Source organism: Cystobacter fuscus (assembly GCF_002305875.1).
Taxonomy (GTDB): domain Bacteria; phylum Myxococcota; class Myxococcia; order Myxococcales; family Myxococcaceae; genus Cystobacter; species Cystobacter fuscus_A.
On record NZ_CP022098.1, the window covers coordinates 8,445,811 to 8,471,691 of the forward strand.

A 25,881-nucleotide genomic window follows, 5' to 3' on the forward strand; every position below is an offset into this window, starting at 1 on the left:
AGCCCATGGAACCGTTCCGCACACTGCGCTCGCGCACCGTCGTCCTGGCGCGCCAGAACATCGACACCGATCAGATCATCCCCGCCCGCTTCCTGAAGATCACCCACCGCACCGGCCTGGGCCGCTGGCTCTTCGCGGACTGGCGTTACCAGCCCGACGGCAGCCCCCGGCCGGACTTCATCCTCGAGCAGCCGGAGGCCCGGGGCGCCCGGGTGCTGGTCGCGGGTGACAACTTCGGCTGCGGCTCCTCGCGCGAGCACGCCCCGTGGGCCCTGGTGGACTGGGGCTTCCGCGCGGTCATCAGCTCCTCCATCGCGGACATCTTCTCCAACAACGCGGTCAAGAACGGTCTGCTGCCGGTGCGGGTGGACGCCGGGTTCCACGGCCGCCTGCTGGCTGCTCCGGGCGCGGAGGTCACCATCGATCTGGAGCACCGCACGGTGCGACTCGCGGATGGAACGGAGGCGACCTTCCCGCTGGATCCATTCGCCCGCTACTGCCTGATGAACGGAGTGGACGAGCTGGGATTCCTGCTCGGCCAGCAAGAGGCCATCACCCGCTTCGAGGAGGCCCGTCCATGAAGGCGCTCATCGCGGTTCTGCCGGGAGATGGCATCGGACCCGAGGTGGTGGCACAGGGGACCCGCCTGTTGAAGGCGGTGGCGGAGCGCTTCGGCCACTCCTTCGAGCTGGTGGAGGCGCCCATGGGAGGCGTGGCCATCGACCTCACCGGCGCGCCGCTGCCTCCGGAGACGCTCGCCCTCTGCCAGCGGGCGGATGCGGTGCTGCTGGGCGCCGTGGGAGGGCCGAAGTGGGATCCGCCCGCGAAGGTGCGTCCGGAGCAGGGGCTGCTCGCGTTGCGCAAGGAGCTGGGCCTCTACGCCAACCTGCGACCCGTGGCTCCCCTCCCCGCGCTCCATGACACCTCCACGCTCAAGCCCGAGGTGCTGCGCGGAGTGGACCTGCTGGTGGTGCGCGAGCTCACGGGTGGAATCTACTTCGGCGAGAAGCGCCGCGAGGAGGATCGCGCCTTCGATGCCTGTGTCTACACGGTGGACGAGGTGGTGCGGGTGGTTCGCGCCGCCGCCTCCCTCGCGAGGACACGCCGCAAGAGGCTCACCTCGGTGGACAAGGCCAACGTGCTGGAGACCTCGCGGCTGTGGCGCGCGGTGACCGAGCGGGTCATCCGCGAGGAGTTCCCGGACATCGAGCTGAAGCACATGCTGGTGGACGCCTGTGCCATGCACCTCATCAAACGCCCCGCGGACTTCGACGTCATCGTCACGGAGAACATGTTCGGCGACATCCTCACGGACGAGGCGGCCATGCTCTCGGGTTCCATCGGCATGCTGCCCTCGGCCTCGATGGGGGCGAACCGGCGCGGGCTCTACGAGCCCATTCACGGCTCCGCTCCGGACATCGCCGGCCGCGGAGTGGCCAACCCCTACGGGACGCTGCTGAGCGTGGCCATGCTGCTGCGCCACTCGCTCGGGCTCGAGCAGGAGGCTCGTGCCGTGGAGAGCGCGGTGGCCTCCTCGCTCGAGGCCGGTGTCCTCACCGCCGATCTCGTTCCTCCGGGCACCCGGCCCGTGGCAACCCAGGAGGCTGGCCGGGCCGTGCTCGACCGGCTCGGCGGGCCCGCGCGCTAGCACCCGCGAGCACCCGCTAGCACCTCCTTCTCCCTCACGGCTTTCCAGGAACCCCCATGTCCCAAGACACACGCCGCAACAGCCGCGCCATCACCGAAGGATTCGAACGCGCGCCCGCACGCGCCATGCTCAAGGCCATTGGCTTCACCGACGAGGACCTCTCCAAGCCCCTCATCGGCGTGGCCAACACCTGGACCGAGACGATGCCCTGCAACTTCCACCTGCGCCGCCTGGCGGAGAAGGTGAAGGAGGGCATCCGGGCCGCGGGTGGAACGCCCATGGAGTTCAACACCATCTCCGTCAGTGACGGGGTGACCATGGGCACCGAGGGCATGCGGGCCTCGCTGGTCAGCCGCGAGGTGATCGCGGACTCCATCGAGCTGATGTGCCGCGGCCACATGTTCGACGCGGTGGTGACGCTGGTGGGTTGCGACAAGACCATCCCCGCGGCGGCCATGGCGGTGCTCCGGCTGAACCTCCCCTCGTTGGTCCTCTACGGCGGCTCCATCGCCCCCGGGTGCTACAAGGGCAAGGACGTCACCGTGCAGGACATGTTCGAGGCCGTGGGCGCGGTGGCCGCCGGGAAGATGTCCCTCGAGGCGCTCGCGGAGATCGAGAACGTCGCCTGCCCCGGCGCGGGAGCCTGTGGTGGTCAGTACACCGCCAACACCATGGCCCTGGCCATCGAGATGCTCGGGCTGGCTCCGGTGGGCTACGCCACCATCCCCGCGGAGGATGCGCGCAAGGACGCGGCGAGCGTCGCCGCGGGCCGGCTCATCATGGACGTGCTCCAGCGCGGGACGTGCCCTCGGGACGTCGTGACGCGCGCCTCGTTCGACAACGCCATCGCGTCCGTGGCGGCCACGGGTGGCTCGACCAACGCGGTGCTGCACCTGCTCGCCCTGGCGGGAGAGATGGGCGTGCCGCTCGCCCTGAAGGACTTCGACGAGGTGAGCCGGCGCACCCCACTGATCGCGGACCTCAAGCCGGGTGGCCGCTTCGCCGCGGTGGACATGGACCGTGCCGGGGGAGTGCCTCTGCTCGCCCGGCGATTGATCGCGGGCGGCTTCATGGACGGGAGTGCTCGGACCGTCGAGGGACGCACCTGGGCCGAGTCCTCGACCCACGCCACCGAGCAGGCGGGACAGCGGGTCCTCCGGCCCTTGAGCGAGCCCATCCGCTCCACGGGCGGGCTCGTCATCCTGCATGGCAACCTCGCCCCGGAAGGGTGTGTGGTGAAGATGTCGGGACACGAGCGCGGCCACCACCGGGGGCCCGCGTGGGTGTTCGACCGCGAGGAGGATGCTTTCGCGGCGGTGAAGGAGCGCCGCATCCAGCCGGGTTCCGTGGTGGTCATCCGCTACGAGGGACCGCGCGGCGGCCCGGGCATGCGCGAGATGCTGGGAGTGACCGCGGCGCTCGTCGGGCAGGGGCTGGGTGACTCCGTGGCCCTGCTCACCGACGGGCGCTTCAGCGGCGCCACCCGCGGCCTGATGGTGGGCCACGTGGCACCCGAGGCGGCCGTGGGCGGCCCGATCGCGGCGGTCCGCACGGGTGACATCATCACCATCGACGTGGAGGCCCGGCAGCTGTCCGTGGAGCTCTCCGCGGATCAGATCGCCGAGCGCCTGCGGGGCTTCCAGCCGCCTCCGCCCCGCTACACCTCGGGAGTCTTCGCGAAGTACGCCGCGCTGGTGTCCTCGGCCTCCGAGGGCGCGCTCACGCGGCCGCCTCAACCCCAGGCCTCATCCCAGGCTCCCTCCGCCGAGCGGCGGCAGGTGGCCGCGGTTTCCTAGTCCCCCCACCGTTTCACCCCTACCGCCTCAAGGATCGAACAATGACCACCATCTATTACGACAAGGACGCTTCCCTCGAGCCCATCCACTCCCGCAAGGTCGCGATCATCGGCTACGGGAGCCAGGGACACGCGCACGCCCTCAACCTCAAGGAATCCGGCGTGAAGGTGCGGGTGGGGTTGCATGCCGCCAGCCGCTCGCGCGCCAAGGCGGAAGCGGCGGGTCTCGAGGTGATGTCCGTCGCCGAGGCGGCCCAGTGGGCCGACCTCATCATGATCCTCGCTCCGGATCAGACCCAGAAGCAGATCTACGACGCGGACATCGCGCCCCACCTCACCCGAGGCAAGGCCTTGTTCTTCGCCCACGGCTTCAACATCCACTACGGGCAGATCCGCCCTCCGGCGGATGTGGACGTGGCGCTCATTGCCCCGAAGTCACCCGGACACATGGTGCGCCGCCTCTACCAGGACGGCAGGGGAACTCCCGCGCTCATCGCGGTGCACCAGGACGCCACGGGCAAGGCCAAGGCGCTGGGCATGTCCTATGCGCGCGCCATCGGCACGACACGTGCGGGCGTGCTGGAAACCACGTTCAAGGAAGAGACCGAGACGGACCTCTTCGGTGAGCAGGCAGTGATTTGCGGAGGTGTCACTGCCCTCGTCCAGGCCGGCTTCGACACGCTGGTGGAAGCGGGCTACCAGCCCGATGTCGCCTACTTCGAGTGCCTGCATGAGCTCAAGCTCATCGTGGACATGATGTACGAGGGCGGCATGGGCTGGATGCGCCACTCCATCAGCGACACCGCCGAGTACGGCGACTACACGCGCGGACCGCGCCTCATCAACGACTCGGTGCGCACGGAGATGCGAAAGGTCCTCAAGGAGGTCCAGACCGGCGTCTTCGCCCGCGAGTGGATCCTCGAGAACCAGGCCGGCCGCCCGGTGTTCGACAAGCTGCGCGAGCAGGGCCGCGAGCATCCCATCGAGGACGTGGGCCGGCGTCTGCGCGAGATGATGTCCTGGATTCGTGAGTCGAAGAAGGACTCCAGCGAGCGCTGAAGGTGGCCAGCGTGACGGCTTGGGCCTCGCCCCCCGCTCTGGAGGCCCTAGCGCTTACGCCAACCGAGCAGGCAGCGGAGGTAGCGCCAAGTGTTCCAATGTTGGAACGAGTTCGCCGGAAGTCCCTGGCGGCGGGTTCGATTCCCGCCGCCTCCACACTCAGAAGCTCAGCAATCCCGAGGGGTTGCTGGGCTTTTTCTTTGCCCTCGTTTCCGCATGTGCCCTCAGTGTGCCCCTTCGGCGCTTCTGGCCGGAGCGGCTTGGAGCTGGGGCACAGGAAGGTCGAGCTGCTGCACGGCGCTCGCCCGTACCTCGGGGGACAGGTGGGCATAGCGCTCTGTCATCTCGATGGTCGCGTGCCCCATCAGCTCCTGGATCGCCTTGAGCGGCACGCCACGCATCGCGAGATGGCTCCCGTAGGTGTGCCGCAGGTCGTGCCATCCGATGCGGCCCTGCTCGCGGCAGATGTCCGCCTCCCGAAGCGCACGCTCCAGAGGGCCCTTCATGGTCCCGTTCGTGTGTGGCTGCCCGTCCGCCTGACAGAACACGTAGGGGCCGCGAAGGTGCCGGTGTGCCTTGAGCGCTTCCAGGGCCGAGCCCGGGAGATCGACCGTCCGCTCGCGCCCACCCTTCGGAAGCCCCGTCACCCCGCGCCAGATGGTGCGCCGGACGTGCAGCTTGCCGCGCTGCAAGTCCACGTCGCCCCACTGGAGCCCGATCAGCTCGCCTTGCCGCAGTCCCGTCTTGAGCGCCACGAGCACGACCGCGCGCCAGTCAGGGGCCGCAGCGGCGACCACCCGCTCGGCTTCCTCAAAGCTGAGAAAGTCAAACGCCGCCTTCGCAGTCTTGAAGAGCTTGACGCGCGGAACGTGCGTGATGATGCCGTGCTCCTGTGCGAGCGACAGCATCTTGCGGAGCACCGTTAGCGCGTTGTTGATGGTCTTGAGGCTCAGAAGCGCGGGCTGGATGTCCTTACGCTTGCGAATGGCTGCCTTTGTGGGGGCATCCTTCCGGGCGCGGGCTCCCGACGTCTTCTTGCGCATAGCCGCTTTGAAATCCTCGATCTCAGCCAGACCGATGGAGTCCAATGGCATACGACCAAGAGCCGGAATGATGTGCTGATCGAGGATTTGGCGCTTGGAGACAACGCTTGAATATTTGTTGTTGTTCTCGCTGTACGTGAGGAATCGCGGGACAAACTCTTCAACCGTAGGAATCCGGCCCGCCTCGCTCTGTTTCTCCTTTCCGAAGGAACCCGTGAGGAGTGCGTGCCGGATCTGACGCTCGTATTCCTCAGCACCTCGGCGGGTGTTGATGGGCGATGCCTTGCGCACGCGCTCCACCCTCCCGCTCGGGTGCTGGTACTTCACGTCAACCCACCACGCCTCTTGCACCTTGCCCTCCTTCGTCTCCCACTTCCGCAGCCTGACGCTCATCGCTTCTCTCCGAGCGCAGGACCGCTGTTACCCGGCGACCAGCATACCAGAACACTGCGGCGGATGCGGATGGATCGACCGAGGTGGACGACTCCCGGCACCTCGCCGCGCCGGATGGACTCGTAGAGCGTCTTACGGTTCACGCGCAGGAAAACGGCGGCTTCGTCAACCGTCAGGAATTCGGGTGCGTTGATGCCCGCGTCGGTGGGCGTGGGCAGGCTCGGGGCTGGCGACAAGATGGGCTCTTCCACAGCGCCTAAATGCGTGCGGTTTCCAGACGTGGCCCAGGCAGGCAGCGGCAGCGGAAAAGCGGCGGGTGTCAACCGTCAAGCGTCAATTGCGCCGTTCCAACAATCCTATAGCCCTATACCTCGCGTGTGTTCATATACCCTCATCTCCTACTCCTACATCAACTTTTCTCTAGGGGGTTTATAGAACAGAGGCTTGACGGCTTGACGGCCGGGGCCGTGCGGTCGGCGACCAACCAAGGGCAGGCGTCAAGCGTCAAGCGTCAATTGGGCTGTTCCAACAATCCTATAGCCCTATACCTCGCGTGTGTTCATATACCCTCATCTCCTACTCCTACATCAACTTTTCTCTAGGGGGTTTATAGAACAAGGCTTGACGGCGTGACAACGAAGGGAACCGCATTGCTGTAGCAGCGAGCAATCTAGTCAGTGCCAGGCGCTCATCGGCGCCCCCCATGCCGTGCCATCCCATGAGGGCCCCCCCGGTTCCGTTTTCTGGAGCGCCGTCACTTGGAACCTTGCTCGGCGGTCCAACACGCTCAGAAAATTTCCAAAAAATCTCGCGGGCCCGTGGCGATGTGTTCACGCCGGAGGCTGGATTCTGAACGCATCAACCGTGAGACCGTTTTAAGGTGCGCGGGGGTGATGTTCTTAGGCGAAACCGCCGACTAGGCGAAACTGCCCCCATAACCGGCTGGCTCCTGCTGCGTCGGCTACCGGCAGAGCAGGCACACCCCAGCACGCTCCACGGTCCCGAGGTGCCGCTGCCCGCCCTTGGCACCGCACTCGCCCGAGCGTCGGCTGCCGTGCTCCTGGAGCCCCTCCACAGGCCCGCCGTGCTGTCTCTCGCGTCTGGTGGCTCCACTGCCCGGCTTTTGCCCGGCCAGCAACCAAGCGCGCCCCAACAGACTCCGACGCCTTCCGCAGGCATCTCGGCAGAAGTGAGCGCCGACGCCGTCAGCGGCGACTGAGCCACGCCGAAAAAGCGCACGCATTTATCGGGAGGAATGACGCTCCCAATCACCCGCCGCTTGCAGCTCGCCGCCGTTCGTAAGGACGCCGCTTCCCTTGCAGCCGTCGAGGCTGCGGGCGGTCAACGTGTCTACACGTTCAGGGCGAGCGACGGTGACTTCGATCGATACTCCGACCGCCTGAGCGTGAAGGGCTGGCGCGTCGAAGGTTACAACGCGAACGGCGTCGTTCTGTTCAATCACGACGACGGCGCGCAGGCAGCGAGCACGGGAGCCGAGCCCGCGCTGCCCATTGGCAAGGGGCGCGTCTACGTCGAAGGCGACGCGCTGATGATCGACATCGTTTTCGACGATGAAGACGACTTCGCACGCAAGGTCGAGCGCAAGGTCGCGAAGGGCATCCTCAATGCTGTCTCCGTTCGCTACCTCATGCTGCCTGGGCACTACCGGCAGAACGAGCGGGGCGGCTTCGACTGTGCCGCTCAAGAATTGCTCGAAGTCTCGATCGTGACGATCCCGGGGAACGCTCGTGCCTTGCGCGCGAAGTCTCTCGACGGCGAGGGCGACGACATCGTCGAACGTATCGCGCAGCGGGTTGTCGAGCTGCTCGCCGAGCGCGGCGATGACGTGCCGACGGACGAGGAGAACATGAAGCCTGACGCGGGTGAACAACCCCCCGCTAACGAGAGCAAGCCCGAGCCGGGCGAGCCGTCGTCTGACGATGCGCCAGCGGAAGACGACGAGGACAAAACCAAGCCGAAGAACTTCGACGCGCCCGAGGCCGCGAAGCAATTCGTCGAGGCGTTCAAGCAATACATCCGAGGAGTGTGAAAAGATGAATCGCCAGCAAATCGCAGACATGGTCAAGGCGCTTGGTCCGGAGGTCGCGCGGGAGCTGATCGACGCCGCCGCCCGGAGCGCGCCGGGCCGCATGGGTACAAACAGGGCGACGCGCGAGGGCAGCGTCTACGCGAGCGTCGCGAACTTTGGCGCGTTCACGAAGAGCGTCATCGCCTTGGGTCGCCGCACGGGCGCGGCCGAGATGCTCGACGCCGCGAAGCGCTTCGGCAATGCCGACGTGCAGAAGGCGGTTCAGCTCAGCAAGTTCGACTCGGCGGGCGTGCTCGTGCCCGTCCAGCAGAGCGGGGAAGTGATCGAGTTCCTGCGGCCCGAGGCGGCCCTGCTCAAGCTCGGCGTGCGAACCCAGCCGTTCAAGGGCGAGTTGCACATGGGCAGGCAGACGGGGACTTCTGTCTTCAAGTGGGTTGGCGAGGGGGAGACGGTCCCGAGGAGCGCGCCGAAGTACGGGAAGCTCGTGCTCAAGGCGCACAAGGGGATGGTCCTCACCGACGTCAGCAACGACCTGCTGCGCACGCCGGGGGTCGGTGACGCGGGCGTCGGTGAGGACCTCCGCGCCACCGTGGCCGATGGCCTCGACGACGCTGGCTTCAACGGTGACGGCACGGGCGCCGCGCCGAAGGGTCTCTTCGTGCAGCTCGACCCCGCGCAGGTCTTCGCGAGCACGGGCACGACCGCCGCAGCCTACCTGGCCGACATCGACAAGGCGGTCGAGCTGCCGTTGACCGCACATGTTCGCATGGGCACTGCGGCGTGGGTCATTCACCCGACCCGGGCGACCGCGCTGATGCAGCTCAAGGACACGGGCATCTTCATCTTCCGTCAGGAGATGCTCGACAAGGGCACGATCCGGGGCTTCCCCTTCGTGATGACGACGCGCGTCCCGGTGACGCGGGTAACGTTCTGTGCCGACTGGCGCCAATTCATCTACGGAATCGACGAGAATCTGATCCTCTCCGAGCACGACACCCGCGCCGAGCACGACGAGACGACCATCCGCGCGATCGTGAAGGGCGACTTCAAGCTGCGCCAGCCGAAGGCGTTCAGCTCGATCACCTACTAACGGAAGACCTGCCCGCGCTCGAAGCTGACCGTCCTGGAGGGGAACCACGACAACGCGGTTCTACGCATCCTGTCGGTCAGTGAGCCGTCGCTCGTCGCGGGTTTCTGGGAGAGGTTCGCCCGCGACCTGGACTTCGAGCGGCTCGGGGTCGAGTGGGTGCCGGAGGCCGACGCCGCAACTTGTACCCGGCCCGCTGTGAGCTATGCGGCATGCGACTGGGGCGGGAACAGGGAGAGCTGACGGTCAACGAGCATCTGACGGCAGACGGGATATGGCGGTGTGTCTGGCGGGCACGCTGCGTGGACATGTCGAGGTGTTGCGATCGGATTCGGGAAAAGCTTGGCGCTGGCTCGCAAACTAAACGGGACAACGGGACTAGGGGCTCTTTAATTGTTTGGGCTCTTTAATTGCTTGGGAGGTTGCACTTGGCAAAAGCACTTATAAATTGCGTTCCTTGCTTAAGGCAAGAGCCGTACTTCCATCCAGACGCCGCCACCGCTTTGGCTTGATGGCGTTGACTGCCCGCTCTATCCGGTTTCTGGTCTCTGGGGGAATATCGCCCTTGGACGCATAGCCAATGTCTCGCTTCTTGTCTCCCTCGGTGAAAATGTGCTCATCAATAAATCTGGTAAATTCATTTGGCATCCATCGCTTCTTTACTTCTTCCCAGCCAGCTCGGCTTTTCATGTCCGCCGATATGGCGTCAGGTGCCTCGTCACCCACAAGTTCAATATGGCGACTAAGCATCCAATAAAAGAAGTCGGCGGGCTTGACTACCCCGCTTCGGTAGTAATTGAATTGATCTAACTGATGGCTCCAAAAGCGAAGGTAGTACTCGGTGGGGGGCAGTTTTTCATGACAGATTCTGTCAAAGCGATCGTTGCAGTGAAGCGTCGCGTCTACAACCTTGGATAAATGCGCAAACTCAAGAGTCTCAACCATGACCTGCCTTGTTTTGTGCATGAGATAGGCAGTCCCGCCGAGAATGATAATGTTCATCGCCCCAAGAATTGCATTCAGCTCCACTACTACCTCCTTTTGTTAGGATCTCTGAAGAGTACTCCGAACGGATTCATGACCGCTGTGCATCATCTTCATAAAAGGCACAAGGTTCTTTCTCAAGGGACTTTTACCACGCTGTGCCAGGACGCGCGAACAGCGGGGCCATTGGCACAGGTCCTGCGTACAGTGTCGCTGTAGCTTTGAGGCTGGGCGCCTTCGAGAGTGTCGCGCCTTAGCGGCTGCCGCTCCCGCGATACCACCGCGCCTCCCCCATGTCGGGTTGCTGATGTCCTCCACGGTACGCGCTGCCGCAGTTCCGCGACATGAGCCGCACCCGAGCAGGAGGGGACCGCGCCCGGGCTGCTCGCGCTTTGGCCGCCTCCCGTCCCTGAGAGCGCCCCACTGCGCCCGGGGTCGCAGAGTCGGCAGGCATCCAAGCCTCTGGGGCCCCTCACTTCGCTGCCGTCCACGGCCCCGAGGCGCAGCAACTCGCCGCCGTGGCCGCGCGCTGCGCCATGGTGCAATACCTCTCAGCCCGAAGGCCGCGCCACTACTGCGCGTAGGCCCGCCTTGCATTGACAATCATTTGCAGAAGGCGGCGCGTGAGCGCGCGACCTCTACACAGCCCCGCGCCGTACCGATTCCGGTAAGGGCACCCGCCGCGCACAGTGGCCCGAATAAGCCAGGCATGTAGGGAACAAATCTGTACTGATTTCCCCGTTTCGGGCCTAAACGCGCAATCTCTGCAATATTTGTTTCGGACCTGTTCGTTAGTCCGGGGCTTCCCCTGTTCACATGACTGTGTTACCTATCCGGGCGTTTCGCCGCCTTACTGACTACCGCGCTGGAGGTGCCCCATGCTGAGCGAACCGCGTTCGCCTCGGAGGTGGATTCGTGTTGCCTGTCTTTCGGTTCGTCCCCCGCTGAGCTTGCTTGCAGTGCTGGCGTTGCTCGCGTCCGGCCCGGTTGCGTGCGCGAGCCGTCCTCCCCCGGATGCGCTCGCCGCTACCCGTGACGCGCTCGCGGGCCTGGACGAGTTCGGCGCGCTGCTGCTGGGGGCCGGGCTGCCCGTCGAAGCCATTCTCCAGGGGCGCAGCGTGTCGCCTGTGCAGGCCGAGCGGCTGCGGCGCTACTTCCCGATCCTGCCCTACCTCCCCCAGCACTACGCCCCCCGGGTCGTTGCCGACGAGCTGCTGCGCTACGTCGAGCAGCACGGACAAGGGCTGTCCCGCTGGGACTTGAGCCGGATGGTTCAGGAGTACCGGAACCTATTCCTTCTCCGCCAGGATGGCTTCCTCGCGGCAGCGCTCACCGGTGAGCCCGCGCGATGGGTTGGCCCGGTCGAGGTTCGCGACCACGGGGCAGGCGCGGCTGAGTTTGAAATAGGCGTGTTCTACACGCGCGGGGACGGCGAGAGCTGGCGGCGTGCAGACAATCCCAACCTCGACAGGCTGTAGGGCCTCGTTAGGAGAGCGCACCATGACTGACAGCTCTGGCCCTCGCCTTCGCCTCGATTTCGAGGGCTTCCGTTACGAGGTTTACGGCACCCAGGTTGAACACAGGGACTACGACACTCTTTTGCTTGCCTGGAGGCAGCCCGTTAGCGGCGGGCCTCGCTCGCAAGTCATTCTGAAACCTATGCAGTTGCCGTCGGACCACGAGCGGGGCGAGCGAGCGTGGGAAGAGGTGCAGCTCGCCACGTATTTGCAGCACCCGGGCATCGCGAAGGTTTTCGGCTTCGCTTCCCATGCCGATGTTCCCTATGTCATCTCGGAGCACATGCGAGGCTGCTACCTCCTGACGGCAATGGACTTCGCTTTGCTGGTGGGGCGCATGTTGTCGCCCCCCTTCGCTGCCTATGTCGCGGCGGAAGTAGCGGACGCGCTTGCTTATGCACATGCCCAACCGCTGCACGTCATACACCGCGCCGTGGGGCCGATGAGGATTCGTCTCGGGTTTGATGGTCGCGTCAAGCTCGTGAACTTCGGCGCGGCGTACTCCGAGCTGCGCGATCGCTTGCAGACGCCGCCCGGCCTGCTGCGCGGCGATCCGGCCTATTGTGCGCCCGAAATCCTGCGCGCTGCGATGGAGGCCACCGGGCGCCAGGCCGACCCGCTCATCGCGGGAGCCATTGACGGCAGGGCGGATGTGTTTTCGCTCGGGCTCGTGCTGCTGGAAATGCTCTTGGCTGAATACCCGCTCGATCCGACCGATATCCCCGTGCAACGCGCGCCGCAGGGATTCGCCTACCATGTGCGAGCCGAGCGGAGCGCGCAGCTAAGCCTGGACACGCTGGTTTACCGCACGCTGCGCTTTCAACCCCAGGACGCGGATCGTCGTCTGGAGTTCGCGCCCGGTCCTTTGCGGTCCATTGTCCGGCGTGCGCTTCAACCGGATCCCCGCGAGCGTTGTTCTGCCGCCGAGATGCGCGAAGAACTGCTCGTCTACCTCGGGACTGTAGAGCCGCCCGTCGTCGCCGACGAGGTCGCGGCAGAGCTGAAGGCGATCTTCGACGCTGCCGCGAAGTTCAAGCGGTTGGTCGCGAATCCAATCGAGCGAACCGCGTTGTCGCCGGACGAGCAGGGAGGCTAGCGCCATGAGTCAAAAGCCTGTCACACGGTCGCCCGAGAAGGATCCGCTGAGCGTCCAGATTGGAGGTGCAGCACGCAAGGCTCGAATGGCTTTGAAACTGTCGCAGGAGGAAGCCGCCGAGCTTGTCGGCGTTGCGACGGAAGTCTATGGAAAGTATGAACGGGGCGACCTGCGCCCGAGCACTCCGACGCTTGTAAAGCTCAGCAAGGCGCTCGGGACTTCTGTCGATGTCTTGATCGGGCTCGCTGGTGACAGGAAGACGACGACACCCGAGATTCCCGAACCAACGCCCGCCCCCATGCCGCGAGAGTTTCGACGGCTGCGCCGCACGTTGCGGACAATGGATAAGCTTCAGCTTGCCACCTTCACGCGCATGGCTGCTGTGCTCGTGACGCATAAGCGGCGGCGGCAGCGCTCCCGAAGCCGGGCACAAGCGGCGGCGACCTGATAGAGATGCCTTATGGAAGACGACCTTCTGCAAAAGACGATCGGAGAGGCTGCCCGAACCGCACGCGAGAGGCTCGGGCTCACTCAGGCCCAAGTAGCGCAAAAGGCTGGCATGAGCGCGCAGGTCTACGGACGAATCGAGCGCGGCGGAATGATGCCTAGCGTTCCGGCACTCCGACGGCTCGCGGCGGCGTTGGGTGTGTCGCCTGCTGTGCTGCTGGATATGAGCCCCCGCGAAGTGCCCGCCACGGACAAGGATCTGTCACCCGAGACCCGGAAGGCTGTCGGGCTCCTGCGGACGTGGCCGGAGTCCAAGGTCGCGGTCGGGTGTGGACTGCTGCGCGTGCTCGACGCTGCGCCGATGCGTGATGAATAGCCCCATCTCGGATTAGGGACTGGGGCGGTGGGTGGGGCGGCCGACTTGGAGCGGTCGCCACCATGGAGGGGTCCACCTGCCGCCCCGGTCCCGCTGTCTGAGCCGCATCCCTGCGGTTATGCTACGCTCCCCCATCTAGGAGGTGAGGTAGAGCGTGGGACTGACACTCAGGCACCCGGACATCGGCGAGATGATCGGGGACTACAAGGTCGTGGGGTTCTTGGGCGCGGGGGGCCTCGGGATCGTCTACAAGGTCGAGCGCGGGGGCCGCTTTTTTGCGTTGAAGCTCCTCTTGGTCTCCACGCTGGACGGCAGGGGCAAGCGTGAGATCGGCATTCTCATTCACCTGGAGAACCCCGGCGTCGTCCGCTACGTGGGCTCGGACTTCTGGCCCGACCCGGTTATCGGCCATCCCTATATCGTGATGGAATTCGTGCCGGGCGATACGCTTTTTGCGTTTGCCTACAGCCAAAACCCATCGGCGCGGAAGGCGACGCGTATCGTTCTGGAAGTGGCGGTGACGCTCGGGGAGGTACACGCGGCGGGTGTGTTTCACCGCGACGTGAAGCCTGAGAACATTCTCATTCGGGAAGGGAGCGAGAGACCGATCTTGATTGATTTCGGAATTGGTTCTCTTGCGAGTGCCCCGACTGTCACCGGCTCGCAGCTCCCACCGGGGACAGAGGAGTTCCGATCCCCCGAGCAGATCCGGTTCAAGCGCGCCCACCCTGACGGCGCGGGTCAATACGAGTACGGCACGGCCGACGAGATGTGGGCGTTGGGCGTGAGTTATTACTGGCTGCTTACGGATGTGTTTCCCTTTGGCGAGCGGACGGATCCGGGGGGGCTGGATGGGCTGCGCGAGCGCATCTTGAGCCATCGGCCCGAAGCGCCGCACGTCGTGAACCCCCGAGTGCCGCTGGCAGCCTCGCTGCTGTGCATGAGGATGCTTGCTGATCGACCGGAGGATCGTTTCCCGGTGGTTGCGACGCTGTGCGCGGCTTTGAATGAGTCCCTGTCCAACGCTGAGAACGACGCCACCTGGGATCCGCCGCTCGGGGACCCGGACGATCCGCAGCTCACAACCACGGTCGAGGACCCGGAACGGCAGGAGGCGAGCGAGCAGCGGCGCGCGTTTCTAAGGGCGGTGAAGCGGCGCCCCCGGCGCGGGCGGCCTCTGCCGAAAAGGGACCGGGTGTTCTTCCTGCCCGAGCAGATGGCAGCCCCAAAGGTCCCGGCAGCAGCCGCAAACCCGGACGAGATCCCCACGGTGGACGCGCCCGGCGTGGCCCCGGCCCCGGCAGAGCACGAGCTGCCCGTTAAGAGCGCCCCAGTGCCGCCAGCTCGCGAACTCGAGCCCGCCGCCGCCGCTCCCCAGCTCCGTCGCGCCGCGTGGCGTCTAGGGCTCGCTGGGGCCGTGCTGCTGGTGGCCGTCGTTGTCCTGTCCGTGGGCGCGAACCTGGGGGGACCTGGCTCGTCAAGCCGCACCAGCGAGGCAGGGCCAGAGCTGCCGCTACCGTCCACGTCCCCGGGCCCTCACGCTACCGATGCAGGCGTGCGCGGTCATGAAGTGGCGCTTTCGGCAAAGCCGCTGGAATCTCACCCGGGAGGAGATGCGGCGCCTACGGGGGCTCAACCTCCCGCGTCCGCCTCTAACCCTATGCCTCGCACTACTGCTCAGACGACCAAGAATGAGACTCCCAAAACGCAGCCGCAAAGCTCCGGGTTCCGCTTCCCGGTGAGGCCGGCCGTTGCGGCGGTCGCGGCCTGCTCGCTGCTGGATGGGGGATGCACCGGGGCCGCTTCCCAGGTGCGCCCCGAGCCCCCCGCGATTACGTGTCCGCAGGGATGGCGGGAGACCCACGAGAGGTTCAACGTTACCGGCTCCGGCGAGACCGCCACGGTGAAAGGGTACAAGGGCGAACCCGGGGAGCTGGCCAGGGTGAAGGATGGTCCCGCTGCCCTACAGGTGGGCAAGGTCGGTGGCGTTGGATTCGGTTACGTTGGCAATCTGCCTGCCGGCACCCTTCTACTTGGACAGTGGCAGCTCGGCGACGACCGCCTTTTCGGCACCTTCAACCGGGCGCAGATTCCAGGCGTGGGGACTCTCCCCGTGTGTTTGGTTGCTGGCCTGGAAATCGACACAGGTTATCTGGACGAACGCGGCAATGAATACCTTTGCGGCCCTGGCTTGGGCGTCTGCCTCACTCCCGGAAGCAAGCACGGCAACGCCAAGACTGCCACGCGCGTTCTTCTCCTGGTTCCTTTCGGGCAGCCCTAAGCATTGTGCCGCTTTTTGGAGGTTGAGATTCCGTGCTGCCCCCATCTTCCGGTGCCGTCTTGGTGGTCGCCCTGCTCGCTGGTACTGCGAAAGCCGCAGAGCCGGCCCCCGTCACCCCCTGCGTCTCGACGGCTCGCTTTGACTTGGCGATGGTCTCTCCGGAGGGAGCGCCGGAAGTGTGCGCTAGCGCGGACGAGACGACGACCTTCGTCTTTGACTCCCGCGTCGCTGTGGGGGCAGTGGAGTTTCAGCCAAGGGAACGCCTCGCGCATTGGGCACTCGGGCAAGACGGGCTGAGTCTCTACGCCACTCCCAAGGCGGACTATCTGCCGGGGGAGCGGGTAAAGGTGACGGTGCGCTTCGCGGATGGCGCGGCACCGGCGAGCGCGAGCTTTTGGCTCGTGGGTCATGCGTCAAGAGGGACGCGCCGGGTGGAGGTGTTCCGGCAGCCGCGCCCGCCCGACATGCTCAAGAAAGAGCGTGACGAAGCACAGGCCGAAGCGCGCCAGTGCCAAGAGGACAAAGCGCGGCTTCTGGCCGAGCGTGAGGCACCGGGCGGGCTCATGGGAGCCGCGTGGCTGGAGCGGGCCGGGGTCGTGGCGTTCAAAGACCTTCGTTCCTTTGCGAGGGAGCAGCCAGGCAACGCGCTCGGGATGAAGGACGCCAGGAGCTACAGCTACACGCGCACTGGCGAGAGCCGCCCGGCAAGCGCGGCTGTGCGGCTGGCCCTCGCCAACCCTGGCGCGGAGCCCTGGACGCTGGCGGGGGCGGTGCTGGTGGACGCGACGGGGGAACAGGTGGAGCTTGCCCGGTGGCAAGAGGCACCCATTCCCGCGAATGGGGCCGGTGCCGTCGTGGTGGGCATTGAGGGGGAGTCCGCGCAGCTCGGCTGCCCCTGTACCCTCAAGCTGTGGGAGGCAGGGGGGCCGCGTACCGTCACCCTCGGGAACGTCACCTTCCCGGAGGGCAAAGCCAGGGCGCAGTAAGCGCGCCGTTTATGTTCCCCCAGTGTGCCCTTCGGCGCTTCTGCCCGGAACGGCTTGGAGCTGGCGCACGGGCAGGTCGAGCTGCTGCACGGCGCTCTCCCGGGCCTCGGGCGCGAGGTGGGCGTACCGCATGGACATCTCGATGGACGCATGGCCCATCAGCGCCTGGATGACCTTGAGCGGGACACCCCGCATGGTGAGGTGGATGCCGTAGGTGTGCCGCAGGTCGTTCCATATGATGCACCCCTGCTCGCGCGTGATGCCCGCTCGGCTTAGAGGGTGTTGCGCAGTACATTGCCTGCCGGACGGGGACGTACAGACGACATCTTGGCGTGACGCCTGTTCACATGGGCGGCTTCAGAGTGTAAGTGGTTGTCATCGGCAAATCAATTAGACTATTAGACTTCGAACACCTTTTATAATCCGTCGCTTCAAGCCTTCCCGACTGCCAGTATGGGCGGGGAAGCCTCGGATTCTTAGAAACAGCAGCATCGACCAAGTCTCGATAAGCAGCGATGCGCCGCAACTCCGGATCATATCTACCGTATAGCTGTGCTGTAGACATCACCAACCATCCTAGCCTACCTGCCGCCTTGATAGTTCCTTCTGGAGTAAACCGTCTCCCCTTCGATGCACTTTCCAACTCATAAAGGGTAGGAAGCCAATTTTGCGGCAACTGCCTAGCTTCTGCGACTTGCACCATTCTCGGGAACAGAGCCGCAGCAGTCGTTTGCGAGAGTCGTGAACGAATGTTGTACTCCTCAATCTCACGAGACAACTTCAGATCTCCGAATCTGCTCTTGCTCCTCATTTGCTGCTGTTCGAGATTTCTGACATCATCAGGACGAAAGATTAGAATCGAATATTCCTGAGGGGACAATCCTTCGTCAAATCGCTTTTCACTGGGCTTTTGGTGTTTTGCTGCATCAAGCCACTGACGGAGATCGTGGCATCCGCCAGAATTCCCGTTGGCAGTGGCAAGTGCGCCGTAGCTAGGGGATTCCAATCGCAGAGTCGTCCCCTTGACGAGATCCCGTGCAATCACAACAGCCTTGAACACATAAAGGACATAGGGCTCATAAACCAACTGCACAGTGAACACCTGTGCCTCGGGGCCAGTCATCACCCATTCTTGTTTCTTCGGTATTTGAAGTGGGATCAGCGGGTACTTGCTATACTCCCGCGAAAGCGGAATTATGAACTCGTTTACCTGCTCCGGGGCCTGAACTTCGGAGCATTCGTCGCGTAGCGGGCACTCAGCAAGCCATTCGAGTTCAAGTGAAACATCTTCAAGTGAATATCGGGCGCCCCGACCGGCCACAACGTAGAAACGAAACAGGTCATCCGCCTGTCCGCCCTCAAGGAGTTCCAGCCCATGTGTTTGATGAGCGTCCGGCACTTTGAAATTGATCCGGGACTTATGTAGATCAAACTCACGTAGATTTGTTTTTTGGGGTTCGCCGAACAGATCAAAAATGTCGATGCGCGCACTGCCCTTTGCGATCTCGTCGAAAGCAATCGGCCCAGAGTCAGGAGACCACTGTCCATCGTAGAGGACGCGGAGACGCAACGGGTCCGATGATTTCAGTTCAGAGAGGTCGACTTCACATCGCCCTTCGGGGTCCGTTACACATTCTGTATTGCTCCCGCCAAGCAGAACAACCTTGACTCCAGGCAAGGCGGCAGTGCGCCTTGTGACGGTAATCTTGGACTTGATCCGTAGCCCACACGCACCAAGCGCTAGAATGGCATTCTGATCGAGACTCCGTCGTATCTCTTCAACGTCGCCACTGCCCTGAAGATCGAGAGACGCCTTACCTTTCAGTTGAGTGACAAGGTTGCCAGCGGCGTTTGTATCTCGAGTTATCTTGGATAGAAGCACCTCACGAATGCACTGCGTTCGTGGGTCGTCGGAAGTACTAAGTGGTGGACTGACGGCCCGATAGATAACTCCCACCATGGCCGCTATAGCAATGGTCCCCAAAACGATGAAGCCAGTGCTACGGATATTCCTCCAGCTGCGTAAATGATTGCCCGCGCCGGACCCTTTCGCGGCACCGACAACCTGAACCACCTGGTCCCCCGAATAGGCACCGGTCACGCTGGTTTCCCCGCTCACCACTCGGCTGCGCCCCTTCAGAAAGCTGGCGGCATCGCTGCTCGTAAGCCCCTCAACATGCTCGACCTCGCCATCTTTGAATTTAATTGCCGCCCCTTGTGTAGCCCGCGGAGGAAGTGGCGCGTCGAAGCCCATCGTCGGCAGCCCTGCGGCGGCGAACATTTCCCGGAGTTCGGTAGCCTTTTCGGGATAATGCAGTTTGACGATCCGCTGCATGCTCGCGAAGGCCGTTGAGGCCGGTTCCATGGTCTCGGGCGGCAACTGAAGTGCTGCCGTCATCTCGCGGAAACTTGCATAGAAGTTCAGCACCGCATTAAGAACAGCCATGCTGGTTTCCGCCTTGTTCTTCGCCCACCATTCATCACGGTGTGCTCCCAGTAGGCTGCTGTCAGCAACTGATTGTTCACCAAGATTGAAGAAGGCAATTGCGTTACGGTGGAGGTCGAGAAACCGCTGCTGCTTTTTCTCTACGGGGTGATCTTCCCCGTTGAATTGTATGAATGCCCGCAGCTCGTCGTGGTGTCGATGATGGGCGAGTTGGATTTCCTTCTCAGCCTGCAATGCCGCCTGTTCGTTAGTCGTGTTCATAGCCGCAATGACCTACTTTCTCATGGACTGGGCCTGAGCCCTCAGCATGGCGTACAGGGCATTGAGGTCCGAGAAGTCGAGCCCTTCGTAGAGGTACTTGCCCCTGAACTTGACGTGGCGGTAAACGATCTCGCCCCACTCCTCCTCCGTCAGGTCTCGTCGCTTTGACCTTCGTAGTTCGGCAACGTCGCCCAGGATGGCGTCCAGTTCCTCATCGGAGGGGCGCGCCGGGGGGAGGCGGAATTTGATCTTCAGAATGTGTGCGAGCGATTCCCGAGCGTCCATGCATCCTCCTTGAGATCGATGCGGGCACTGACCGAAGGTGGGCTGAAGGCTGACCAAACCATCGGACAGAGGGCGCCCCAATCTAAACCGAAGTTCACGATTCTTGAACGGCTGATTTTCCACGGAATTTCAGGCACTTACCGCATCGAGACTGAGGCAAATACCGAGCGCCGAGGGGAAATTTGGCTCCCATGCAGGCCCCGCCTTAGGCACTCCCACCTGCGCGTACCACCTACTCCCCACCACACCTCGCCGGGCACACGCTACCGTCAGCCTCCCACGGACCTCTCGTGAGCCCTGGGTGACCGGGGCGCTCTGGGCGTTCGCGTCTGTGAGCGGGTTGATCCTTTTGGGCCGCGTGTGTCCCCAGTGTGCCCCTCCAGCGGGGTTAGAGGCTGCACACGAGGGTACAGGGTGGGACGGGACGGGATGGCGAACCCGAGGAGAATCAAGGCGATAGCGGGTAACAGCGCGTCCTGCTTAGGGTTTTCCATCGCCTTGTTCACGGGTTCGATTCCCGCCGCCTCCACGTCAGAGGCACGCGAGCGGAGGCCATGTCACGAGTCCTTTGGTCGAGACGCATGTGCCCCACCATCCAGAAATTCGGACAGGGTCGTGGCCTGGAGGACCCAGTCGAACCAGCTGTCGAGCGTGTCCGTGTCCGTGCAGTCGAGGATGCGCTGCCGCGCTCCTTCCTCCACGTGAATCCCCCGGAGAGCGAGAATCCGCAGGAGGCTCTCGGCACGTCCTCGGCTCAACCCCCGTGCCAGACCCTCTTCCCTGCCTCGCACCAACCCCTGCTGACGTCCCTGCTCGATGAGTTCCTCGCCATAGCTCCGCATCAACTCCTCCGCGTGTTGCTCATCCAGCACTGAATGTAGCACCTGCCCCGTTGCGTCGTGGACGGCCTTGTCCCCGGTCCACAGTAGGTAACGGAGGACCACACGCAGGTGTTCGGCGCCCTCTGGCGCTGCCTGCACCTGGGCGAAGAGGCCCACCCACTCTGGCAGTTTGCGCGCCAGTTCCTCCGTCCGCCCGTAGCGCAGCACCAACCAAGCCAGCCGGACCAGCGAAGGACCCGGCCGTGCTTTCAACGCCTCTTCCCGTTCGGTTGTCAGGTCATCGAGCAGGTACTCGAAGCGCGGCACCCACGCTCGCCATTGCTTCCGCTCCTCCTCGCTCTCCCCGGGCAGCTCGAACAGGTCCTCCACCCGCCGCGGCGCGCTCCAGGCTCCCTCCGGCCCGTGGTACATCACCAGCGGGAGGATGACCGGCAACAAGGCGTGCTCCGGGTGCTCCTGACGCCAGCGCTCCACCTGACGCACTACGTAGCGCAGCATTCTCAGCGCCATCCACCGGTCCACCGTGGACTGGTGCTCCAGCAGCACGTACAGCAGCAGCGGGCGGCCCGTCCGCAGGCGGGCCGTGAAGAGCAGATCGCTCTCGGTCTCGCGCAGTTCCGGGTCCACCACGCTGCCGGGCTCCAGGCGCAGACTGGACCAGTCCACCGCGGAGACGATCTGGGCGGGCAGGACGGCACGCAGTTCGGCTTCTGCCCGCTCGGGACGGCCAAAGGTATAGCGGGCGAAGAGGTCATGAGGTCCCGGCATGGAGCGGCGCCCCAGCACGGAACGGGCCAGTCGCCCCCGCGGGGAGCCAGCAGGCCGTGGACGTCCGCTTCCGCCCCCCTTCGTCTCGCCTGCGGGATGCCCTTCTCCCGGGAGGGGTCTCCAACTGGCCCCCCCGAGTCGTACGAGTCGTCTCACACAAATCGTCTGACACCTTCTCAGGCACGCGAGTGGATCCTCGAGAACCAGGCCGGTCGCCCGGTATTCGACAAGCTGCGCGAGCAGGGCCGCGAGCATCCCATCGAGGACGTGGGCCGGCGTCTGCGCGAGATGATGTCCTGGATTCGTGAGTCGAAGAAGGACTCCAGCGAGCGCTGAAGCGGGGCTGGAGAGGGAACCGGCTCCTCGCGGTTCCCTCCTCACCCACCGGAGAAGGTGTCTCTCGGGCAGGGCCATGGCGATCAGCCATTTCCTGTGTGGCGGTGGGGTATATGGACGGGCTTGGACTCCGGCGAGCCCTTCTGGCGCAGGAAGATGGAGAGAACCACGAGCGCCCCGACGGAGAGGAACTCGCTCTGCCAGTTCTGGAAGGACTTGAACCAGAACCGGGAACTGCTCACGTACTGCCATAAGCTCACGGCCTGCTGACCGAGCTGGAGCTGCTCCTCGTTGAAACTCATCCCGGGGCCAGGAGAGTCCGGGCCTGCCTCCTTCCGAGGCCCAAAAAGGTGTCAGACGACTCGTAGGGGTAGTGAGGTATCGGTGCGAGTTCTTTGACACCTTCCTCCACAGAAGGTGCGTCGCTGACGCCACCGCCCAGCCGTGGGAAGAACCTGCGCTACACGCCGCGAGAGGCCGTGGTGCCATCGCCGGCCGGATGTTGACGCGAAATGAGATCCTGGACATCGTTGCGGCGGCGATGAGGCGCGACAGAATCCCCGTGAAGTTCACGCCATGGAGTGGGCGATGAGCGGCACTCATCCTTGGGAGGGCAACTGGAAGGTCCGCCTGTATGAGCGGGTCCGCGAGCGAGGCTATGATTCACTCACCGCCTTCGCCGAGGCACGCCCCACCGTTTCGCTGGTGGCGCTGGCCGAGGAACTCGGCGAGGACGACATCACCGGCGTGCAGGTATTCAGTGGGCTGGTAGCCGAGGCGGAGCGGAGTAAGCGGCTCACACGCCTAGTGCGCGGACAGTTCGTGCGCGAATTGTACGAGGCGCTCCCTGATGGATGGCCGACCGTGATGGACGATGCCAAACGTTTCAAGGTCGCCAAGGCACTCGGCATGTGGTCTGCCTACACACCAGAAACCCATGAGGATCGCGTCGATCAGGTCAGGGCAGCACTCCGTGCCGCACCTCCGCCACCCGGCTGGCGACCACTCGGACCCGACGACGAACTGCTGCTCACCCTCCTGCCTGACGAGGAAGTCTGAACATCACCTCCCCGGGCAGAGCCATGGCGATCAGCCATCTCCTGTGTGGCGGTGGGGCGTATGGACGGGCTTGGTCCTGGACGTGGCTCAGAACCGCAAACGGGCCGGAAACGAGAGTTGCTCCAGTGGAGACGCGGCCTTCGTGGCTGGGGCCCGCGTACAGGCCCCGGCCGAGGTGTCCGCCGTGAGGCCCATATGGCAGCCGTTGCAGGTGCCCGGCGGATGAGGGCACCCGCAATCCTTGGGACAGGTATCCACCGTCTCCCCAACACACTGCCCATCTCCGCAGTAGCAGTCGCGGGGACAGGTCAACTCCGACTCGTCCGTGGTGCACAGGCCATCGCCACACGAGTGGCAGGTACTACAGGTTCCCTGTCCCGTCAGGCTCCGGTTCTTGGCGGGACACGCCTGGAGGGCCTGGCCCTGGGCGCTCAAGGCGTTGGGGGCCTGGTCCTGGAGCGGTTCACTCGAACCACACGCCATCCACAGCACCAGCCACGGAGCGAGAAACGCACTTCGAGATGAGCGACGCACGAGAACCCCTCGCCGGGAACAACCATCCACCGGAGATGATGAAGCGGGCTGGAATCCATGAAATCAGGTCGAAACTGTTTAACATGAATCAGACTCCAAGTGAATGGGCTCGACATCTCGTCCTCGAGGATTCCATCGACGTCGAGGTGATCCCGCGCAGGGGCACGAGGCTCTTCGTGGGACTGTTCTCTTGCCTCCCTCTCCAGAGACCGCGCCTTCACGGAGGGTCATTCTTCGGTTTTTCCGAAGGAACCCCGTCAAATTATCTGACTTTCCTGCACAGGAGCAGGCACTACCCTATGGCCTCTTCGAACAACCCCTTTCATGACAAGCGTGCCACGGGCCCTCCGTTCCCATGTCTGACCAGACTTCCTCCCCCACGATCACGCCCACCCGGGGCGAGCCCCCCATGCCAGCCGGCCAGGGCCCCTCCGAGTCCGCCTCCGACGTGCTCGAGGCCGTCCTCACCGAGCTCGCCCACACCGCGGGACTCGAGCCCGGGCACGGCACCGTGCGCGGAGCACTCCAGGATGCCGGGAGACACGACCCCGGGTCCCTCGCGGACACGTGGAGCCGGCATCTCCAGCACGCGGGTCTGGCCCTTGGCCTCACGCTGACGCTCATGCGCCGTCCCCTCGAGGAGGTCCTCCGCGAGGGGGGACACCAGGGACCACTCGCCACGGTGTCCGTCTCGGAGCAGGGGGCCCGGTGGCTCCTCATCGACACATGGGAGACAAGCCGGGTGCACGTGCGCACCAACCTGCTGTCCGAGGGACAGGCCTGGCTGGCTCACCGGGAGCTCTCCGCGCTGCTCGCCGCCTGGGGTCCAGCGCCAATCACCTGGGTGATTGCCGAGGAGTCGGAGTCCCTCCAGGCCCTGCGGGGCGAGGCGAACCAGACGCCCTCGCCCTTCGCCCGGGTGCGCGAACTGGTGCGGCTGGAGGCGGCGGATCTCCGGGCGGTGCTCGTCTACGCGGTGGGCGTCGGGCTCTTCGCGCTGACCACGCCCATCGCCGTCCAGTCCCTGGTCAACACCGTGGCTTTCGGCGCACTGCTCCAGCCGCTGGTGGTGCTGAGCATCCTGCTGCTCGGAGGCCTCGTGTTCGCCGGAGGTCTGCGCGCCATGCAGTACTGGGTGGTGGAGCTGCTCCAGCAGCGCCTGTTCATCCGCGTGGTCAGCGACCTGAGCCACCGGCTGCCCCGGGTTCACGCGCGGGCGATGGATCGAGCGCATGGCCCCGAACTCGTCAACCGCTTCTTCGACGTCGTCACCATCCAGAAGGCCAGCGCCACCCTGTTGCTCGAGGGTCTATCGGTGGTGCTCCAGACGGGCATCGGCCTGCTGATGCTGGCGTTCTACCATCCGCTGCTGTTGGCCTTCGACTTCTTCCTCCTGCTGTCGGTGGCGGGCATCCTCTTGGGCTATGGACGCTCGGCGGCCGCGGCGGGTCTCAAGGAGTCCAAGGCCAAGTACGCCGTGGCCGCCTGGCTCCAGGAGCTGGTGCGCCACCCCATCACCTTCCGCCAGCACGGCGCGGCCGCCCATGCCCTGGAACGCGCCGACACGCTCGCCCGCGACTGGCTGGGCCTTCGACGCAAGCACTTCAAGTACCTGTTCCGGCAGGTGCTTGGCGCCCTGGGCCTGCAGGCGGTGGCGAGCGCGCTGCTGCTGGGCCTGGGCGGCTGGCTCGTCATCGACCGGCAGCTCTCCCTCGGCCAGCTCGTCGCCGCCGAGCTGATCGTCACCGCGGTCCTGGCCGCCTTCGCCAAGTTCGGCAAGCACCTGGAGGCCTATTACGATCTGCTGGCGGCCTCGGACAAGCTGGGCCAGCTCGTGGATCTGCCCCTGGAGCAGGCTACCGGGGAGAGCCATCCGCCCCCGTCCGGGCCCGCGAGCCTGGAGCTGCGCGACGTGAGGTTCCACTACCGCGAGGACGCGCCCGTGCTGCGCGGCGTCAGCCTCGAGGTGCGGGCCGGCCAGAAGGTGGTCCTCACGGGTGACACCGCCGGGGGCAAGAGCACCCTGGTGGACCTGCTCTACGGCCTGCGCCTGCCCACGCGTGGCCGCATCCTGCTCAACGGTACCGACACGCGTGACCTGTCACTCGCCACGCTTCGCCGGGACGTGGCGCTCGTCAAGGCGCCGGAGCTCTTCGCCGGCACGCTCGTGGACAACGTCCGGATGGGACAGCCCACCTTGACCCTGAGCCAGGTGCGTCAGGTGCTCGAGTCGGTGGGTCTGGGAGACGTGCTCGCCCAGCTTCCGGACGGACTCCACACGCCCCTCACCACGGGCGGCCTGCCCCTGTCCTCGGGACAGGCGGTGCTGGTGCATCTGGCGCGCGCGCTCGCGCTCCGTCCGCGCCTGCTCATCCTCGACGAGGTGCTGGACACGCTCGACACGCGCACCCGGGGCCGCGTGCTCCAGACCCTGCTGGCGCCCGATGCCCCCTGGACCCTGCTCCTCATCACCCACCAGCCGGAGCTGCTCGGCCAGTGCGAGCGCGCCCTCGTGCTGAGCGACGGCCAGCTCCACCCCCTGAATCCCGAGTCCCGAAACCACGAGGCGCTTCCTTCTTGAACCCGCG

At 64.8% G+C, this 25,881-nt stretch carries 21 protein-coding genes and 2 pseudogenes; 15 read left to right on the forward strand and 8 right to left on the reverse strand.

Annotated elements, in window-relative coordinates; genetic code table 11:
• Positions 1-5: 5 nt before the first annotated feature.
• The 4 genes from leuD to ilvC are packed head-to-tail and all read left to right on the forward strand — an operon-like array spanning position 6 to position 4,502.
• The gene (gene leuD / locus CYFUS_RS33945; protein WP_095989001.1) at positions 6-581 is read left to right on the forward strand and encodes a 3-isopropylmalate dehydratase small subunit; all 576 of its coding nucleotides are present in this window, start codon (positions 6-8) and stop codon (positions 579-581) included.
• Entirely contained in the window at positions 578-1,648 is a 1,071-nt protein-coding gene (leuB, locus tag CYFUS_RS33950) for a 3-isopropylmalate dehydrogenase (protein ID WP_095989002.1), read from the forward strand. The genes leuD and leuB overlap by 4 nt, the downstream gene beginning before the upstream one ends.
• Positions 1,649-1,704: 56 nt before the next feature.
• Positions 1,705-3,444, forward strand: coding sequence for a dihydroxy-acid dehydratase (ilvD, locus tag CYFUS_RS33955; RefSeq protein WP_095989003.1), 1,740 nt, complete (start codon positions 1,705-1,707; stop codon positions 3,442-3,444).
• Positions 3,445-3,485: 41 nt separating this feature from the next.
• On the forward strand, positions 3,486-4,502 hold the full coding sequence (ilvC, locus tag CYFUS_RS33960) for a ketol-acid reductoisomerase (RefSeq protein WP_095989004.1): 1,017 nt from the start codon (positions 3,486-3,488) through the stop codon (positions 4,500-4,502).
• A gap of 224 nt (positions 4,503-4,726) precedes the next feature.
• Here ilvC and CYFUS_RS33965 read toward each other — a convergent pair whose 3' ends face one another.
• Together CYFUS_RS33965 and CYFUS_RS33970 are read right to left on the reverse strand one after the other, a co-directional pair.
• Positions 4,727-5,938, reverse strand: a complete 1,212-nt coding sequence (locus CYFUS_RS33965; RefSeq protein ID WP_095989005.1) for a tyrosine-type recombinase/integrase — start codon at positions 5,936-5,938, stop codon at positions 4,727-4,729.
• Positions 5,935-6,174: a helix-turn-helix domain-containing protein gene (locus tag CYFUS_RS33970; RefSeq protein ID WP_232536965.1), complete on the reverse strand. Its 240-nt coding sequence runs from the start codon at positions 6,172-6,174 to the stop codon at positions 5,935-5,937. Before CYFUS_RS33970 ends, CYFUS_RS33965 begins: the two co-directional genes overlap by 4 nt.
• Positions 6,175-7,193: 1,019 nt before the next feature.
• Here CYFUS_RS33970 and CYFUS_RS33975 point away from each other — a divergent pair.
• Both CYFUS_RS33975 and CYFUS_RS33980 read left to right on the forward strand, forming a co-directional pair.
• Positions 7,194-7,988, forward strand: coding sequence for an HK97 family phage prohead protease (locus CYFUS_RS33975; RefSeq protein WP_095989006.1), 795 nt, complete (start codon positions 7,194-7,196; stop codon positions 7,986-7,988).
• Between the two features lie 4 nt (positions 7,989-7,992).
• On the forward strand, positions 7,993-9,078 hold the full coding sequence (locus CYFUS_RS33980) for a phage major capsid protein (RefSeq protein ID WP_095989007.1): 1,086 nt from the start codon (positions 7,993-7,995) through the stop codon (positions 9,076-9,078).
• A 438-nt stretch (positions 9,079-9,516) separates the two neighbouring features.
• Here the strand turns inward: CYFUS_RS33980 and CYFUS_RS51125 are convergent, their stop codons facing one another.
• A complete protein-coding gene (locus tag CYFUS_RS51125) occupies positions 9,517-10,104 on the reverse strand; it encodes a hypothetical protein (RefSeq protein WP_157758814.1) in 588 nt (195 codons plus the stop codon).
• 833 nt (positions 10,105-10,937) lie between these two features.
• Here CYFUS_RS51125 and CYFUS_RS33985 point away from each other — a divergent pair.
• The 6 genes from CYFUS_RS33985 (at position 10,938) to CYFUS_RS34010 (ending at position 16,762) form a co-directional block, all read left to right on the forward strand.
• On the forward strand, positions 10,938-11,537 hold the full coding sequence (locus CYFUS_RS33985) for a hypothetical protein (RefSeq protein WP_157758815.1): 600 nt from the start codon (positions 10,938-10,940) through the stop codon (positions 11,535-11,537).
• Between the two features lie 22 nt (positions 11,538-11,559).
• Complete coding sequence (locus CYFUS_RS33990; protein ID WP_095989009.1) at positions 11,560-12,672, forward strand: serine/threonine protein kinase; 1,113 nt, start codon at positions 11,560-11,562, stop codon at positions 12,670-12,672.
• 4 nt (positions 12,673-12,676) lie between these two features.
• A complete protein-coding gene (locus CYFUS_RS33995) occupies positions 12,677-13,120 on the forward strand; it encodes a helix-turn-helix domain-containing protein (protein ID WP_095989010.1) in 444 nt (147 codons plus the stop codon).
• A 12-nt stretch (positions 13,121-13,132) separates the two neighbouring features.
• On the forward strand, positions 13,133-13,495 hold the full coding sequence (locus tag CYFUS_RS34000; RefSeq protein ID WP_095989011.1) for a helix-turn-helix domain-containing protein: 363 nt from the start codon (positions 13,133-13,135) through the stop codon (positions 13,493-13,495).
• A gap of 154 nt (positions 13,496-13,649) precedes the next feature.
• Positions 13,650-15,776 (forward strand): serine/threonine protein kinase, encoded by a 2,127-nt coding sequence (locus CYFUS_RS34005; RefSeq protein ID WP_095989012.1) that lies wholly within the window; start codon positions 13,650-13,652, stop codon positions 15,774-15,776.
• A 62-nt stretch (positions 15,777-15,838) separates the two neighbouring features.
• Positions 15,839-16,762: a DUF2381 family protein gene (locus tag CYFUS_RS34010; RefSeq protein WP_232537855.1), complete on the forward strand. Its 924-nt coding sequence runs from the start codon at positions 15,839-15,841 to the stop codon at positions 16,760-16,762.
• A gap of 9 nt (positions 16,763-16,771) precedes the next feature.
• Here CYFUS_RS34010 and CYFUS_RS34015 read toward each other — a convergent pair.
• From CYFUS_RS34015 to CYFUS_RS34025, 4 genes and pseudogenes are all read right to left on the reverse strand, one after another.
• Positions 16,772-17,047: pseudogene (locus CYFUS_RS34015) on the reverse strand (tyrosine-type recombinase/integrase); the annotation flags it as partial.
• A gap of 58 nt (positions 17,048-17,105) precedes the next feature.
• The gene (locus tag CYFUS_RS51130; protein WP_157758817.1) at positions 17,106-19,469 is read right to left on the reverse strand and encodes a hypothetical protein; all 2,364 of its coding nucleotides are present in this window, start codon (positions 19,467-19,469) and stop codon (positions 17,106-17,108) included.
• Between the two features lie 12 nt (positions 19,470-19,481).
• Positions 19,482-19,754: a hypothetical protein gene (locus CYFUS_RS34020; protein WP_095989015.1), complete on the reverse strand. Its 273-nt coding sequence runs from the start codon at positions 19,752-19,754 to the stop codon at positions 19,482-19,484.
• A gap of 557 nt (positions 19,755-20,311) precedes the next feature.
• A complete protein-coding gene (locus CYFUS_RS34025) occupies positions 20,312-21,364 on the reverse strand; it encodes an Rpn family recombination-promoting nuclease/putative transposase (RefSeq protein WP_095989016.1) in 1,053 nt (350 codons plus the stop codon).
• A 180-nt stretch (positions 21,365-21,544) separates the two neighbouring features.
• On the opposite strand from CYFUS_RS34025, the pseudogene CYFUS_RS51135 reads away from it, so the two are divergent.
• Positions 21,545-21,700, forward strand: a pseudogene (locus CYFUS_RS51135) (ketol-acid reductoisomerase); the annotation flags it as partial.
• Between the two features lie 83 nt (positions 21,701-21,783).
• Here CYFUS_RS51135 and CYFUS_RS34035 read toward each other — a convergent pair.
• Entirely contained in the window at positions 21,784-22,002 is a 219-nt protein-coding gene (locus CYFUS_RS34035) for a DUF6766 family protein (RefSeq protein ID WP_332468307.1), read from the reverse strand.
• A 286-nt stretch (positions 22,003-22,288) separates the two neighbouring features.
• Between CYFUS_RS34035 and CYFUS_RS34040 the strand changes: the two genes are divergently transcribed.
• Positions 22,289-22,759, forward strand: a complete 471-nt coding sequence (locus CYFUS_RS34040) for an NUDIX hydrolase (RefSeq protein ID WP_095992396.1) — start codon at positions 22,289-22,291, stop codon at positions 22,757-22,759.
• A gap of 889 nt (positions 22,760-23,648) precedes the next feature.
• Positions 23,649-25,874, forward strand: coding sequence for a peptidase domain-containing ABC transporter (locus CYFUS_RS34045; RefSeq protein ID WP_198316237.1), 2,226 nt, complete (start codon positions 23,649-23,651; stop codon positions 25,872-25,874).
• Positions 25,875-25,881: the final 7 nt, after the last annotated feature.

What these genes read in the sequence shown, in the direction of transcription:
- CYFUS_RS33990 (WP_095989009.1), top strand. Translation starts at nt 11,560, where the DNA reads ATGACTGACAGCTCTGGCCCTCGCCTTCGCCTCGATTTCGAGGGCTTC.
- CYFUS_RS34020 (WP_095989015.1), bottom strand. Translation starts at nt 19,754, where the DNA reads ATGGACGCTCGGGAATCGCTCGCACACATTCTGAAGATCAAATTCCGC.
- CYFUS_RS33995 (WP_095989010.1), top strand. Translation starts at nt 12,677, where the DNA reads ATGAGTCAAAAGCCTGTCACACGGTCGCCCGAGAAGGATCCGCTGAGC.
- CYFUS_RS33985 (WP_157758815.1), top strand. Translation starts at nt 10,938, where the DNA reads ATGCTGAGCGAACCGCGTTCGCCTCGGAGGTGGATTCGTGTTGCCTGT.
- CYFUS_RS34000 (WP_095989011.1), top strand. Translation starts at nt 13,133, where the DNA reads ATGGAAGACGACCTTCTGCAAAAGACGATCGGAGAGGCTGCCCGAACC.
- CYFUS_RS33980 (WP_095989007.1), top strand. Translation starts at nt 7,993, where the DNA reads ATGAATCGCCAGCAAATCGCAGACATGGTCAAGGCGCTTGGTCCGGAG.
- CYFUS_RS33965 (WP_095989005.1), bottom strand. Translation starts at nt 5,938, where the DNA reads ATGAGCGTCAGGCTGCGGAAGTGGGAGACGAAGGAGGGCAAGGTGCAA.
- ilvD (WP_095989003.1), top strand. Translation starts at nt 1,705, where the DNA reads ATGTCCCAAGACACACGCCGCAACAGCCGCGCCATCACCGAAGGATTC.
- CYFUS_RS34025 (WP_095989016.1), bottom strand. Translation starts at nt 21,364, where the DNA reads ATGCCGGGACCTCATGACCTCTTCGCCCGCTATACCTTTGGCCGTCCC.
- CYFUS_RS34040 (WP_095992396.1), top strand. Translation starts at nt 22,289, where the DNA reads ATGAGCGGCACTCATCCTTGGGAGGGCAACTGGAAGGTCCGCCTGTAT.
- leuD (WP_095989001.1), top strand. Translation starts at nt 6, where the DNA reads ATGGAACCGTTCCGCACACTGCGCTCGCGCACCGTCGTCCTGGCGCGC.
- CYFUS_RS33975 (WP_095989006.1), top strand. Translation starts at nt 7,194, where the DNA reads ATGACGCTCCCAATCACCCGCCGCTTGCAGCTCGCCGCCGTTCGTAAG.
- leuB (WP_095989002.1), top strand. Translation starts at nt 578, where the DNA reads ATGAAGGCGCTCATCGCGGTTCTGCCGGGAGATGGCATCGGACCCGAG.
- ilvC (WP_095989004.1), top strand. Translation starts at nt 3,486, where the DNA reads ATGACCACCATCTATTACGACAAGGACGCTTCCCTCGAGCCCATCCAC.
- CYFUS_RS34035 (WP_332468307.1), bottom strand. Translation starts at nt 22,002, where the DNA reads ATGAGTTTCAACGAGGAGCAGCTCCAGCTCGGTCAGCAGGCCGTGAGC.
- CYFUS_RS51130 (WP_157758817.1), bottom strand. Translation starts at nt 19,469, where the DNA reads ATGAACACGACTAACGAACAGGCGGCATTGCAGGCTGAGAAGGAAATC.
- CYFUS_RS34045 (WP_198316237.1), top strand. Translation starts at nt 23,649, where the DNA reads ATGTCTGACCAGACTTCCTCCCCCACGATCACGCCCACCCGGGGCGAG.